Genomic DNA, 13,577 nt, shown 5'->3' on the forward strand with positions numbered 1-13,577 from the left:
GTGGTCACGGCAGCGCCTTGCGGGCGGTGGCGAAGCGCGGCCGGTTGTTGAGGTCGGGGTGGTCGGCCGCGTCGGCCCAGCCCCGCTCCTCGGTGAAGATCCACGGCACCTGGCCGCCCTGGGTGTCGGCGTGCTCGATGACGACGACCCCGCCGGGGCGCAGCAGGCGGTGCGCGGTGCGTTCGAGGCCCCGGATGAGGTCGAGTCCGTCCTCGCCGGAGAACAGCGCCAGCTCCGGGTCGTAGTCGCGAGCCTCCGGGGCGACGTACTCCCATTCGGTGAGCGGGATGTACGGCGGGTTGGAGATGACCAGGTCCACCTGGCCGTCGAGGTCCGGGAAGGCGGTCAGCGCGTCGCCCTGGCGCAGGTCGACGCGGGAGCCGGCCACGTTCTTCCGGGTCCACACGAGGGCGTCCTCGGACAGCTCCACGGCGTGCACGCGCGAGCGCGGCACCTCCTGGGCGAGGGCGAGCGCGATGGCGCCGGAGCCGGTGCACAGGTCGACGATGCACGGCTCGACGACGTCCATGGCGCGTACCGCGTCTATGGCCCAGCCGACCACGGACTCGGTCTCCGGCCGGGGCACGAACACGCCCGGCCCGACCTGGAGCTCCAGGTAGCGGAAGTAGGCCCGCCCGGTGATGTGCTGCAGCGGCTCGCGCTGCTCGCGCCGGGCGATGACCTCCCAGTACCGGGCGTCGAAGTCGGCGTCCTTCACGGAGTGCAGCTGGCCGCGCTTCACGCCGTGCACGAACGCGGCCAGCTCCTCCGCGTCGTTGCGCGGCGAGGGCACACCGGCGTCGGCCAGCCGCTGGGTGGCCTGGGCCACCTCGGCGAGCAGCAGGTTCACGCGTCTCCTCCGTGTCGAACTGGTGCGTACGGGTGTTACGCGGCGGCGAGCTTCGCCGCCGAGTCGGCGTCGACGCACGCCTGGATGACCGCGTCGAGGTCGCCGTCCAGGACCTGGTCCAGGTTGTACGCCTTGAAGCCGACGCGGTGGTCCGAGATGCGGTTCTCCGGGAAGTTGTAGGTGCGGATCTTCTCGGAGCGGTCGACGGTGCGGACCTGGCTGCGGCGGGCGTCGGCGGCCTCCCGCTCCGCCTCCTCCTGGGCCATGGCGAGCAGCCTGGAGCGCAGGATGCGCAGCGCCTGCTCCTTGTTCTGCAGCTGGCTCTTCTCGTTCTGGCAGGAGGCGACGACGCCGGTCGGCAGGTGCGTGATGCGCACGGCGGAGTCGGTGGTGTTCACGGACTGGCCGCCGGGGCCGGAGGACCGGTAGACGTCGATGCGCAGGTCGTTGGGGTTGATCTCGACGTCCACCTCCTCGGCCTCCGGGGTGACGAGCACGCCGGCGGCGGAGGTGTGGATGCGGCCCTGGGACTCGGTGGCCGGGACCCGCTGGACGCGGTGCACGCCGCCCTCGTACTTCAGCCGGGCCCAGACGCCCTGGCCGGGCTCGGTCTGGCCGCGGGTCTTCACCGCGACCTGGACGTCCTTGTAGCCGCCCAGCTCGGACTCGGTGGAGTCGATGATCTCGGTCTTCCAGCCGACGCGCTCGGCGTAGCGCAGGTACATCCGCAGCAGGTCGCCGGCGAAGAGCGCCGACTCGTCGCCGCCCGCGCCCGCCTTGATCTCCAGGATGACGTCCTTGTCGTCGCTCGGGTCGCGCGGGACGAGCAGCAGGCGCAGCTTCTCGGTGAGCTCCTCGCGCTGCTTCTCCAGGTCCTTGACCTCGGCGGCGAAGTCGGGGTCGTCGGCGGCCAGCTCGCGGGCGGTCTCGATGTCGTCGCCGGTCTGCTTCCAGGAGCGGTACGTGGCGACGATCGGGGTCAGCTCGGCGTAGCGCTTGTTCAGCTTGCGCGCGTTCGCCTGGTCGGCGTGGACCGACGGATCGGCGAGCTTCTTCTCCAGGTCGGCGTGCTCGGCGACGAGTTCCTCGACGGCCTCGAACATCTTGGGCTCCTGTACTGCGGTGAGGGGAAGGGCGGCGACCAAAAACGCCGGTCCCGGGCACACCCGCCGGTGAGCGGGTGTGGCCGTGGACCGGCGAAATGGGGCTCGCTACTTCTTGGAGCCGGCGGCCTTGCCGAAGCGGGCCTCGAAGCGGGCCACACGGCCACCGGTGTCGAGGATCTTCTGCTTGCCCGTGTAGAACGGGTGGCACTCGGAGCAGACCTCGGCCCGGATGGTGCCGGAGTCGATGGTGCTGCGGGTGGTGAACGACGCGCCGCAGGTGCAGCTGACCTGCGTCTCGACGTACGCGGGGTGGATGTCGCGCTTCAAGGTGTCTCCTAGGTTTCGGGAGGGCGCCGGGTCGCTGCCGCGGGATGCGGAGGCGTGAACCGGAGCCGACGTACCAGTCTGCCAGGACTGGCGCCATCCACCCAAACCGGGGGTGCGGTCGTTCTATTCCAGGGGGTGCGCGGGGCGCCCTACGGGGCGCTGACCACGCCCTTGGCCTCGCCCGTCGCCGTGCCCTCCGTGGCCGCCTCCGGGATCTGCTGGTCGTTCCGCAGGGCGTTCCAGACCAGCTGGGCCTTGGCGGTGTCCAGCAGCACCCGGTTGGGATTGGCCGGGTCGTACTGGACCGGCATCGTGACCATCTTCATGTCCGAGGAGCCGATGCCCTTCAGGCCGCCCGCGAAGTCGATCAGGGAGTTGACCGAGCCGAGGTCCGAGTCGGTCGTGACGGCCTTGGTGGCGGTGTCGGCGAGGTCGTAGAGCTTCTTGGGGTTGGTGAAGACGCCCACGTGCTTGACCTGGTCGATGAGGGCCTTGATGAACGCCTGCTGGAGCTGGATGCGGCCGAGGTCCGAGCCGTCGCCCACGCCGTGCCGGGTGCGGACCAGGCCGAGGGCCTGCTCGCCGTCGAGGGTGTGCGGGCCGGCCTTGAGGTCGAGGTGGCTCTGCTTGTCGTGGATGTCCTCGCGGGTGGTGATCCGCACGCCGCCGAGGTCGTCGATGAGCTGCTGGAAGCCCTGGAAGTCGACCTCCAGGTAGTGGTCCATGCGGATGCCGGTGATCGACTCGACGGTCTTGACCGCGCAGGCCGCGCCGCCGGTGGAGTACGCCTCGTTGAACATCACGTCGGTGGCGGCCGGGTGCGTGGTGCCCTTGGTGTCGGTGCACTCGGGGCGGTCGACGAGGGTGTCCCGGGGGATCGAGACCACGCTGGCCTGTTTGTGACCCTCGTACACATGGACGATCATCGCGGTGTCGGAGCGGGCGCTGCCGTCGTCCTCGCCGCCGCCGAGCTTCTTGTTCGTCCCGGCGCGCGTGTCCGAGCCGAGGACCAGGATGTTCTCGGAGCCGTTGTCGACCTTCTCTGGCCGGTCGGTGCCGAGGGCCTGGTTCAGGTCGACGCTGTGCAGGTTGCCGTTGAGCTTGAAGAAGACGAACCCGGCGCCCGCGCCGCCCAGCACGACGACGCCCGCGGCCGTCCAGGCCGTCGCGCGCAGGGCCTTGCGGCCCGTGCTGGGGGCCTTGCGGCGGCGCCCCTTGCCCCGGCGGCGAGGCGCGGTCGTGCCCGGCTCGGTTATGGCGGGCGTGCTCTCGGCGGCCACATCGCTCCTAGGTCTCGGCGGTCAGGTACCCCCTGCGGTCAGGGTCGGGTGCGGTCGTCACCGCTCCATCGTCGCTCCGCCTGGTCAGACGGAGAAACTCGGGACAGGGTTGCACAACACACAGTGGCCGACGGGTACGGAAACGGACACGCTACGTAGTCGGGCAGGCCGAGCGGACGGCGCTCACCTGCGGATACGGGGCCACCGGCGGTGTGCCGGGCGACCGGTGGCCGCCGGGAACTCTGTGGCAAAGATCTCGCCACCGGTACAGCGGGTGAGAGGCGAAAGGGCCGCCTCCCCGGACGGGAGGCGGCCCTTCTCAGCGGTGTACCGACGCTCAGTCGCCGTTGCCCGGCGTCGGCGTCGTCTTCTGGATCTGCATCAGGAACTCGACGTTCGACTTGGTCTGCTTCATCTTGTCGAGAAGCAGCTCGATCGCCTGCTGCTGGTCCAGCGCGTGCAGCACCCGGCGGAGCTTCCAGACGATGGCCAGCTCCTCGGCACCGAGCAGGATCTCCTCCTTACGGGTGCCGGACGCGTCCACGTCCACCGCCGGGAAGATCCGCTTGTCCGCGAGCTTCCGGTCGAGCTTCAGCTCCATGTTGCCGGTGCCCTTGAACTCCTCGAAGATCACCTCGTCCATGCGGGACCCGGTGTCCACCAGGGCGGTGGCGAGGATGGTCAGCGAGCCGCCGTCCTCGATGTTGCGCGCCGCGCCGAAGAACCGCTTCGGCGGGTAGAGCGCGGTCGAGTCGACACCACCGGACAGGATGCGGCCGGAGGCCGGCGCCGCCAGGTTGTAGGCGCGGCCCAGACGGGTGATCGAGTCCAGCAGCACGACCACGTCGTGGCCCAGCTCGACCAGCCGCTTGGCGCGCTCGATGGCCAGCTCGGCGACCGTGGTGTGGTCCTCGGCCGGACGGTCGAAGGTCGAGGAGATGACCTCGCCCTTGACCGACCGCTGCATGTCGGTGACCTCTTCCGGACGCTCGTCGACGAGGACGACCATCAGGTGGCACTCGGGGTTGTTGTGCGTGATCGCGTTGGCGATCGCCTGCATGATCATGGTCTTGCCGGTCTTCGGCGGGGCCACGATCAGACCGCGCTGGCCCTTGCCGATCGGCGAGACCAGGTCGATGATCCGGGTGGTGAGCACGCCCGGGTCGGTCTCCAGACGGAGCCGGTCCTGCGGGTAGAGCGGGGTCAGCTTGTTGAACTCCGGGCGGCCGCGACCGTGTTCGGGCGCCATGCCGTTGACGGAGTCCAGGCGGACCAGCGCGTTGAACTTCTCGCGGCGCTCGCCCTCCTTGGGCTGGCGGACCGCGCCCGTGACGTGGTCGCCCTTGCGCAGGCCGTTCTTGCGGACCTGGGCGAGGGAGACGTAGACGTCGTTCGGGCCCGGCAGGTAGCCGGAGGTCCGGATGAAGGCGTAGTTGTCGAGGATGTCCAGGATGCCCGCGACCGGGATCAGGACGTCGTCCTCGGCGACCTGCGGCTCGGCGATCTCGTCACGGCCGCGACGGCCACGGCGGTCGCGGTAGCGGCCACGACGGCCACGGCGGCCGCCCTCGAAGTCGTCGTCGTCCTGCCGGCTGTCCTGGCGGCCGCCCTGCTGCTGGCCCTGCTGCTGACGCTGCTGGCCGCCCTGCTGCTCGTCGCCCTTGTTGCGGCGGTCCCGGTCCCGGTCCCGGCCGCGCTCGCGGCGGTCCCGGCGGCCACGGCCCTCGCCGTCACCGGCGTCGCCCTTGGCCTCGCCCTGCTGGGGCGTCTCGGCCTTGGACTCGGTCCGGGCCTCGGCGGCGACGGTCTCGGCGCCGTTCTGGGCCGGGCTGCCCGCCTCGGCGGTGGCGCGGCGGCGCCGGCGCTCGGTCGGCGCGGTGTCCTCCCCGCGCTCGGTGGCGCCCGCGCGGGAGGTGTCCCCGGCCGGCTGGCCCGGGATCTCGATCTGCTGCTGGGCCGCGGCCTTCTCGGCAGGGGCCTCGGCGGCCTTGGCCGCCTTCTTCTCGGCGGCCTCCTCACCGGTGCGCGCGCGGGAGGTGGCCCGGCGCTTCGGCTTGGTCTCGGTGGCGGTGTCGGCCTTGGCGGCGGGGGCTCCCCCGGCGGCCTGCGCCTCCTTGATGACCTCGATCAGCTGGCTCTTGCGCATCCGCGCGGTGCCCCTGATCCCGAGGCCCGAGGCGACCTGCTGCAGCTCGGCCAGCACCATGCCCTCGAGGCCGGTACCGCGGCGCCGCCGGGAGCCGGCACCGGTGGCAGGCGCGGAGGCGTCCGTGGCGGGCGCGGCAGCGGTCTCCTCGACACGTGCGCCCATCAGATCGGTGGTGTCGCTCACGAAGGGTCCTTCCCTGGAGCGGACGTCGGCCTGTCTGGCTCGGCGACCGGTTGTGCTGTCCGGCTACGGTCCTGTCTTCTGTGAACCGTGCCGGGGCGGTGGTCCGCCAAAGCGGCGGAAGAAATGTGCGGTGATGGCGCTTCCGCGAGCCGTGGCACCCAGTGTCACGTGGCGTGGTAGCACCGATTCCGAAGCTCCCCCAGAGGGGGTACCCCTACCGGCGGCCCGCTCAGTGTCCGCATACGTCGTACTGCCCAGGTACGGCGCACGGAACACGGAGTGGCCCGGGAGGCTCCCGGAAGAATGTCTGTCCCGGACGGGGACACAAGGCACCTCGCCATGGTGGGGTCGGGTGCAGACTTGAGGTTAACACTACCGGATCCAACAAACATTCCCCCTCTCCAAATCCGGCAACCGTGTGTCAGGTCGCAAGCGGCAGCACGCTCGCTCCCTGGACATCCAGGTCCAGCCGGTTGGCGGCCCAGCCCTCCCCCGCGAGGTGGGAGACCTTGTCGGCGCTGTCGGCGTCGGCGAGGGCCATGACGGTGGGCCCGGCACCCGAGATGACGGCCGGGATGCCGTCGGCGCGCAGCCGCTCCACGAGCGCGGCGCTCTCGGGCATGGCCGGGGCCCGGTACTCCTGGTGGAGGCGGTCCTCGGTGGCGGGCAGCAGCAGCTCGGGGCGCCTGGTGAGGGCCTCGACCAGCAGGGCGGCGCGGCCCGCGTTGGCGGCGGCGTCCACATGCGGCACGGTGCGCGGGAGCAGGCCGCGGGCGGTTTCGGTCAGTACCGGCTTTCCGGGCACGAAAACCACCGGAACGATGGAATCGTGGGGCTCCATCCTGATGGCGCGGGCGTTGCCGGCCTCCATCCAGGACAGCGTGAAACCGCCGAGCAGACACGCGGCCACGTTGTCCGGGTGGCCCTCGATCTCGGTGGCCAGTTCCAGCAGCGCGGCGTCGTCCAGGCGGGCCTCGCCGCCTATGGTCACGGCGCGGGCGGCCACGATGCCGGCGCAGATGGCGGCGGAGGAGGAGCCGAGGCCCCGGCCGTGCGGAATGCGGTTGGCGCAGACGATCTCCAGCCCGCGGGGCTGTCCGCCCAGCAGGTCGAAGGCGGTCCGCAGGGAGCGGACGAGGAGGTGGCTCTCGTCCCGCGGCAGGGTCTCGCCGCCCTCACCCGCGATGTCGATGTGCAGCCCGGAGTCGGCGACCCTGACGACCACGTCGTCGTAGAGCCCCAGCGCGAGGCCGAGGGCGTCGAAGCCCGGGCCGAGGTTGGCGCTGGTGGCGGGAACGCGCACCCGGACGGCGGCGGCGCGGAACGCTGGACCGGCCATCGCTCGAAGACTCTCCTTGAGCTGCGTTTACGGTCGAATGACGCTCGATGGATTCGATGGTCACCCGGTGGACTGCCGATGACTGACGTACGAAGACCCGTCGGGCCGCGGAGACGGCGCGGCGCCTGCCATGCGCGAGGGCATATGCGGCAGGCGGGTTCGCTACAGCCTATCGAAGGAAGGTTCTGTGGCGACATAGGGCGCACAGGAGGCGCACGATGCGTGTCGTAAGCCCCCTGTGCACCTTGTCAGGGATTACCCGGTTCGGGGGCGCTCAGGCGAGGCCGAGGCGCTCGGCCGCGGTGGCGGCGTCGACCGGGACGGTGACCGGCTGCGGCGCGCCGGCGACGGCCCAGTCCGGGTCCTTCAGGCCGTTGCCGGTGACCGTGCACACGATGCGCTGGCCCGGGTCGACCTTGCCCTGTTCGGCGGCCTTGAGCAGACCGGCCACCGAGGCGGCGGAGGCGGGCTCCACGAAGACGCCCTCCTGCGCGGCCAACAGGCGGTAGGCGCGCAGGATCTCACGGTCCGTCACGTCGTCGATGGCGCCGCCGGACTCGTCCCGGGCGGCCAGCGCGTGGTTCCAGGAGGCGGGGTTGCCGATGCGGATGGCGGTGGCGATGGTCGACGGGTCCTTGACGACCTCGCCGCGCACGATCGGGGCGCTGCCGGACGCCTGGAAGCCCCACATCCGGGGGGTGCGGCTGGAGACGCCGTCGGCGGCGTACTCCTTGTAGCCCTTCCAGTAGGCGGTGATGTTGCCCGCGTTGCCGACCGGGAGGACGTGGATGTCGGGTGCGTCGCCGAGCATGTCCACGATCTCGAAGGCGGCCGTCTTCTGGCCCTCGATCCGCACCGGGTTGACCGAATTCACCAGCGCCACGGGGTAGTTCTCGCTGAGCGAGCGGGCGAGGGTGAGGCAGTCGTCGAAGTTGCCGTCGACCTGGAGGATCTTCGCGCCGTGCACGAGGGCCTGGCCCATCTTGCCGAGGGCGATCTTGCCCTGCGGCACCAGGACGGCCGAGACCATGCCCGCCCGCACCGCGTACGCGGCGGCGGAGGCGGAGGTGTTGCCGGTGGAGGCGCAGATGACGGCCTTCGCCCCCTCCTCCTTGGCCTTGCTGATCGCCATGGTCATGCCGCGGTCCTTGAAGGACCCGGTGGGGTTGGCCCCCTCCACCTTCAGGTGGACCTCGCAGCCCGTGCGCTCGGAGAGCACCTGCGCGGGCACGAGGGGCGTGCCGCCCTCACGGAGCGTCACGACCGGCGTGGTGTCGGAGACGGGAAGCCGGTCCCGGTACTCCTCGATGATTCCGCGCCACTGGTGGGTCATTGCTGGTTACTCTCCTTCAACCCGCATGATGCTGGCGACACCCCGCACGGTGTCGAGCTTGCGCAGGGCCTCGACGGTCCCGGACAGGGAGGCGTCGGAGGCCCGGTGGGTGACGACGACGAGAGAGGCCTCGCCGTCCTTGCCCTGCTGCCGAACGGTGTCGATCGACACGCCGTGCTCGGCGAAAACGGTGGCGACCTGGGCGAGCACGCCCGGCTTGTCGGCCACGTCGAGGCTGATGTGGTACCGGGTGACGACGTCGCCCATCGGGGAGACGGTCAGGTCGGCGTAGGCCGACTCGCCGGGGCCGGTGGCGCCGTTGAGCCGGTTGCGGCAGACGGCGACGAGGTCGCCGAGGACGGCGGAGGCCGTGGGCGAGCCGCCGGCGCCGGGGCCGTAGAACATCAGCTGCCCGGCGGCGTCGCTCTCCACGAACACGGCGTTGTACGCGCCGCGCACGGAGGCCAGCGGGTGGCTGAGCGGGATCATGGCGGGGTGCACCCGCGCGGTGACCGACGTCCCGTCCTTGGAGCGCTCGCAGATGGCGAGCAGCTTGATGGTGCAGCCCATCTCCTTGGCGGAGCGGAAGTCGGCGGCGGTGACCTCGGTCATGCCCTCGCGGTAGACGTCGTCCAGGCGGACGCGCGTGTGGAAGGCGATGCCGGCGAGGATGGCGGCCTTGGCGGCGGCGTCGAAGCCCTCGACGTCGGCGGTCGGGTCGGCTTCGGCGTACCCCAGGGCGGTGGCCTCGTCCAGGGCCTCCTGGTAGCCGGCGCCGGTGGAGTCCATCTTGTCGAGGATGAAGTTGGTCGTGCCGTTGACGATGCCGAGCACCCGGTTGACCTTGTCGCCGGCGAGCGACTCGCGCAGCGGCCGGATCAGCGGGATGGCGCCGGCGACGGCGGCCTCGTAGTAGAGGTCCTTGCCGTTCGCCTCCGCCGCCGCGTGCAGGGCGGCCCCGTCCTGGGCGAGCAGGGCCTTGTTGGCGGACACGACGGAGGCGCCGTGCTCGAAGGCGGTGGTGATGAGCGTCCGGGCCGGCTCGATCCCGCCGATGACCTCGACCACCACGTCGATGTCCCCGCGTTTGACCAAGGCGGTGGCGTCGGTGGTGACGAGCGCGGGGTCGATGCCCTCGCGGGCCTTGCCGGTACGCCGCACGGCCACGCCGGCGAGCTCGACGGGGGCCCCGATCCGGGCGGCGAGGTCGTCGGCGTGCGTCGTCATGATGCGCGCCACCTCTGAGCCGACCACTCCACAGCCCAGCAGCGCCACCTTCAGCGGACGCGTACGCATCATCCGACCTCGTTTCCTCATACCGTCTACGGTTGAACCAGTCTCACTCACCGGACGGGAGTTTCTACCCTTCGTCCGGATCGTGAGACATCTATTTCATTTGTACGGGGGTGGAAGACCGGAGATCTTCCGTTCTCCCGGCCCCCGTCGTTCTCGGGGCGGGCGTCACCCGACGTCGAGACGCAGGAGGTCGTCCTCCGTCTCGCGCCGGACGATCACCCGGGCCTCGCCGTCCCGCACGGCGACGACGGGCGGCCGCAGGACGTGGTTGTAGTTGCTGGCCATGGACCGGCAGTACGCGCCGGTGGCCGGCACGGCGACGAGGTCGCCCGGTGCCAGGTCGGCCGGCAGGAACGCGTCCCTGACCACGATGTCCCCGCTCTCGCAGTGCTTGCCGACGACCCGGGCGAGCATCGGCTCGGCGTCGGAGGCGCGGGAGACGAGCGCGACGGTGTACTGCGCGTCGTACAGCGCGGTGCGGATGTTGTCCGACATGCCGCCGTCCACGGAGACGTAGGTCCGCAGCCCGTCCAGCGGCTTGACCGTGCCGACCTCGTACAGGGTGAAGGCGGTGGGGCCGACGATGGCCCGCCCCGGCTCGACGGAGATGCGGGGCGTGCGCAGCCGGGCGGCCTCGCACTCGCGGGTGACGATCTCGGTGAGCGCCTTGGCGATCTCGTGCGGCTCGCGGGGGTCGTCGGCGCTGGTGTAGGCGATGCCGAGCCCGCCGCCGAGGTCGATCTCGGGCAGTTCTACGCCGTGCTCGTCGCGGATGTCCTTCAGCAGGCCGACGACCCGGTGGGCGGCGACCTCGAAGCCGGACATGTCGAAGATCTGCGACCCGATGTGCGAGTGGATGCCGATCAGCTCCAGCCCGTCGAGCTGGAGCGCCCGGCGCACGGCTTCCGCCGCCTGCCCGCCGGCCAGCGGGATGCCGAACTTCTGGTCCTCGTGGGCGGTGGCGATGAACTCGTGGGTGTGCGCCTCGACGCCCACGGTGATCCGGATCTGGACCTTCTGCCGCTTGCCGAGGGACTGGGCGGTGTGGGCGACCCGCACGATCTCCTGGAAGGAGTCGAGCACGATCCGCCCGACACCGGCCTCCACGGCCCGGCGGATCTCCTCGACGGACTTGTTGTTGCCGTGGAAGGCGATGCGCTCGGCGGGCATCCCCGCGGACAGCGCGGTGGCCAGCTCGCCACCGGTGCACACGTCCAGGTTCAGCCCCTCCTCGTCCAGCCACCGCACGACGGCCCGGGAGAGGAACGCCTTGCCGGCGTAGAACACGTCGGCGTCCGGACCGAACGCGGTGCGCCAGGCACGCGCGCGGGTACGGAAGTCGTCCTCGTCCAGGATGTAGGCGGGCGTGCCGAACTCCTCGGCGAGCCGGGTGACGGGGATCCCCGCGACACCGACCACGCCGTCGTCGCCGCGCGTGACGGTCTGCGACCACACCTTCCGGTCCAGGGCGTTGAGGTCGGCGGGCGGCGCGGGGTGGTGGCCCTCGGGCAGGACGTCGGCGTGGCGGGGCCCTGCGGGATGGGCGGAACGGCTCATGACGTGATTCTCAGGCTCTCTGTCTTACTCCGGGACGCATCTGCTCACGCGCCTCAGAGATGTTCGGGTGCGTCGATGCCGAGCAGGGACAGGCCGCCGGCCAGCACCGTCCCGGCTGCTTCGGCGAGGGCCAGCCGGGCGCGGTGGGCGGCCGAGGGTTTTTCCTCGCCGACGGGAAGCACGGAAGGCAACAGGGGCAGCACGGCATCGGCGACGGTGACGAGATGCCGGGCGAGCCGGTCCGGGGCGCGGTGGGTGGCGGCCGCGGTGAGGATGCGGGGGTGGTCGGCGAGGGGGGTGAGAAGGGGGGCAGCGGTCCCGGTGCGCGGGGGGCCGGGCTCGGCGGCGAAGCCCAGCCGGGCGGCGTTGCGGCCGAGGGAGCGGACACGGGCGTGGGCGTAACGCACCCGGAACAGCGGATTGCCCTCGCGCTGCACCAGGTGGTCGGCGGTGATCCGGGGCCGGTCGTGCGGGGCGGGGTGGAGCAGGGCCCACCGGGCGGCGTCGGGTCCGAGCGGCGCGGGGTCCTCCGGGGCGGGCACGGGCCGCAGATTGACGGGCTCGCCGTGCTCCACGGTGGCCCACCCGCCCTGGGTCCGCACGATGCGTACGACGGCCTCGGCGACGGTCTCGGCGCGCACCTCGTACGGCACCCGGAGCGCGACGACCTGCCCGGCGAGGGCGTCACCGTGTCCGTACCGGGCGCCCTGGTCCTGGATCTCCGCGACCAGCGCGGCCACGGGGTCGACCCGCTCCGCGAGCCGGAAGTTGAGGAAACCGGGCCCGGTGACGACGACGTCCTCGACCCCGTCGGCCCCGACGAGACGTTCCCGCAGGATCTCCGCGACGTGCCGCGGCGGCTGCCCGGCGGCGTGCGCGAGCCGCAGCGCGACGGCGGTGGCGAAGTCCCCGCACCCCCCGGGCCCCGGCTCGGTCACCACGACCCGCTCGGGCACGGCCACGCTCAGTCGCCCCTCACCGACAGCACGGCACACCGCGTCCAGCACGGTGCGGGAGAGGTCGGCGGGGGTCACGGGACAAGCGTAGGGGAGGAGAGGCCGGGTGGGTGAGCCGGTTATCCGTTCCACGACCTCCGGCAACCCTGCGATGACCGACGGTCATGCCTGCGACGGCTTACGGTCACGCCTCCGACGACCGACGGTCATGTCTGCGACGGCCGAGGGTCATGTCTCCGAGGACGGAGGGTCATGTCTCCGGCGACGGAGCGTCAGGGATGGATGCCGTCATGGCTGGGGAGACCGTCGTGCCCGGGGAGACCGTCGTGCCCGGGGAGACCGTCGTGCCCGGGGAGACCGTCCTGCCTGGGGAGGGGGTCGATCCCCTCGGGAGCTTGCCCGGCCGAGTCCCGCTCGACCGTCTCTCCATCGCCAGGGTCATCACTGGCACCAGCGGCATTAGCCGGATCCCCGTCTCCCCGATGCGCGTCCACGCCGACCCCCTCTCCCCCGGCGGCGGTGCGGCTGCTGTTGCGCTCGATGAGGTCCATCACGATCCGGACCAGCTCGGCGGGTTCGAAGGGCTTGGCGAGGAAGGCGTCCACGCCGAGGTCGAGGCCGGCCTGGACCTCGTACTGCGTGCAGGCGCTGATGATGGCGACGGGCAGGTGGTGCGTACGGGGATCGGCGCGGAGCCTGGCGGCGGTGCGGATCCCGTCCAGCCGGGGCATGACGACGTCGAGCGTCACGACATCGGGCCGCACCTCATGGACCACATCCAGACACTCGGCACCATCGGCCGCGGTCACGACCTCTAGCCCTTCCAGTTCGAGGTTGACCCTGATCAGCTGCCGGATGACCTTGTTGTCGTCCACAACAAGCACCCGGCCCGGAGCGCCTGGCACAAGTCGAGAGTAGGTGCGGACCGGCCACCGCGTCCGGGTTTTCCCCACTTCCACCCCCTCCAGGGGACCCGCTGGTCCCCGCGCCGCGAACCGGGTTCCTGATCACCCCTCCAGACCTGCTAATGTTCTACCCGTCGCCGCGAGCGAGAAGCTCAGCGCCCGACACGCCCCCGTAGCTCAGGGGATAGAGCAACGGCCTCCGGAGCCGTGTGCGCAGGTTCGAATCCTGCCGGGGGCACTTCGCAGAAAGTGCCTGAAGACCCCGTCACCAGCGGAAACGCTGAGGCGGGGTCTTC

10 protein-coding genes, 1 tRNA gene and 1 pseudogene are annotated in these 13,577 nt (G+C 71.4%); 1 reads left to right on the forward strand and 11 read right to left on the reverse strand.

The genetic code is table 11. The features are described from left to right. Nucleotides 1-4 precede the first annotated feature (4 nt). From prmC to ACSURM_RS12395, 11 genes and pseudogenes are all read right to left on the reverse strand, one after another. Nucleotides 5-850 (reverse strand): peptide chain release factor N(5)-glutamine methyltransferase, encoded by an 846-nt coding sequence (prmC, locus tag ACSURM_RS12345; RefSeq protein WP_030610076.1) that lies wholly within the window; start codon nucleotides 848-850, stop codon nucleotides 5-7. A gap of 35 nt (nucleotides 851-885) precedes the next feature. Continuing rightward, complete coding sequence (gene prfA / locus ACSURM_RS12350) at nucleotides 886-1,953, reverse strand: peptide chain release factor 1 (RefSeq protein WP_436955052.1); 1,068 nt, start codon at nucleotides 1,951-1,953, stop codon at nucleotides 886-888. A gap of 108 nt (nucleotides 1,954-2,061) precedes the next feature. Beyond that, a complete protein-coding gene (rpmE, locus tag ACSURM_RS12355) occupies nucleotides 2,062-2,283 on the reverse strand; it encodes a 50S ribosomal protein L31 (RefSeq protein ID WP_190013247.1) in 222 nt (73 codons plus the stop codon). A gap of 149 nt (nucleotides 2,284-2,432) precedes the next feature. Continuing rightward, nucleotides 2,433-3,563 carry an LCP family protein gene (locus ACSURM_RS12360; protein WP_436955053.1) on the reverse strand — a complete coding sequence of 377 codons (1,131 nt, stop codon included), beginning with the start codon at nucleotides 3,561-3,563 and terminating at the stop codon, nucleotides 2,433-2,435. Nucleotides 3,564-3,900: 337 nt separating this feature from the next. Next, nucleotides 3,901-5,895: a transcription termination factor Rho gene (rho, locus tag ACSURM_RS12365; protein ID WP_436955054.1), complete on the reverse strand. Its 1,995-nt coding sequence runs from the start codon at nucleotides 5,893-5,895 to the stop codon at nucleotides 3,901-3,903. A gap of 421 nt (nucleotides 5,896-6,316) precedes the next feature. Continuing rightward, nucleotides 6,317-7,234, reverse strand: coding sequence for a homoserine kinase (gene thrB / locus ACSURM_RS12370; RefSeq protein WP_436955055.1), 918 nt, complete (start codon nucleotides 7,232-7,234; stop codon nucleotides 6,317-6,319). Nucleotides 7,235-7,508: 274 nt separating this feature from the next. Continuing rightward, nucleotides 7,509-8,567 carry a threonine synthase gene (thrC, locus tag ACSURM_RS12375; RefSeq protein ID WP_436955056.1) on the reverse strand — a complete coding sequence of 353 codons (1,059 nt, stop codon included), beginning with the start codon at nucleotides 8,565-8,567 and terminating at the stop codon, nucleotides 7,509-7,511. A gap of 6 nt (nucleotides 8,568-8,573) precedes the next feature. Further along, on the reverse strand, nucleotides 8,574-9,863 hold the full coding sequence (locus ACSURM_RS12380; protein ID WP_381567840.1) for a homoserine dehydrogenase: 1,290 nt from the start codon (nucleotides 9,861-9,863) through the stop codon (nucleotides 8,574-8,576). A gap of 165 nt (nucleotides 9,864-10,028) precedes the next feature. Continuing rightward, nucleotides 10,029-11,420 carry a diaminopimelate decarboxylase gene (gene lysA, locus ACSURM_RS12385; protein WP_359040768.1) on the reverse strand — a complete coding sequence of 464 codons (1,392 nt, stop codon included), beginning with the start codon at nucleotides 11,418-11,420 and terminating at the stop codon, nucleotides 10,029-10,031. A 53-nt stretch (nucleotides 11,421-11,473) separates the two neighbouring features. Further along, nucleotides 11,474-12,454 carry an ArgS-related anticodon-binding protein NrtL gene (gene nrtL / locus ACSURM_RS12390; protein WP_436955057.1) on the reverse strand — a complete coding sequence of 327 codons (981 nt, stop codon included), beginning with the start codon at nucleotides 12,452-12,454 and terminating at the stop codon, nucleotides 11,474-11,476. A gap of 353 nt (nucleotides 12,455-12,807) precedes the next feature. Continuing rightward, nucleotides 12,808-13,329, reverse strand: a pseudogene (locus ACSURM_RS12395) (response regulator); the annotation flags it as partial. Between the two features lie 118 nt (nucleotides 13,330-13,447). Here ACSURM_RS12395 and ACSURM_RS12400 point away from each other — a divergent pair. Further along, nucleotides 13,448-13,519 (forward strand) — tRNA-Arg (locus tag ACSURM_RS12400). Nucleotides 13,520-13,577: the final 58 nt, after the last annotated feature.

The organism is Streptomyces sp. SudanB182_2057 (assembly GCF_964272715.1).
GTDB lineage: Bacteria > Actinomycetota > Actinomycetes > Streptomycetales > Streptomycetaceae > Streptomyces > Streptomyces rubradiris.

Excerpts from the sequence above, each read along its gene's own strand:
- prfA (WP_436955052.1), bottom strand. The coding sequence starts at position 1,953 with ATGTTCGAGGCCGTCGAGGAACTCGTCGCCGAGCACGCCGACCTGGAG.
- lysA (WP_359040768.1), bottom strand. The coding sequence starts at position 11,420 with ATGAGCCGTTCCGCCCATCCCGCAGGGCCCCGCCACGCCGACGTCCTG.
- thrB (WP_436955055.1), bottom strand. The coding sequence starts at position 7,234 with ATGGCCGGTCCAGCGTTCCGCGCCGCCGCCGTCCGGGTGCGCGTTCCC.
- thrC (WP_436955056.1), bottom strand. The coding sequence starts at position 8,567 with ATGACCCACCAGTGGCGCGGAATCATCGAGGAGTACCGGGACCGGCTT.
- ACSURM_RS12380 (WP_381567840.1), bottom strand. The coding sequence starts at position 9,863 with ATGCGTACGCGTCCGCTGAAGGTGGCGCTGCTGGGCTGTGGAGTGGTC.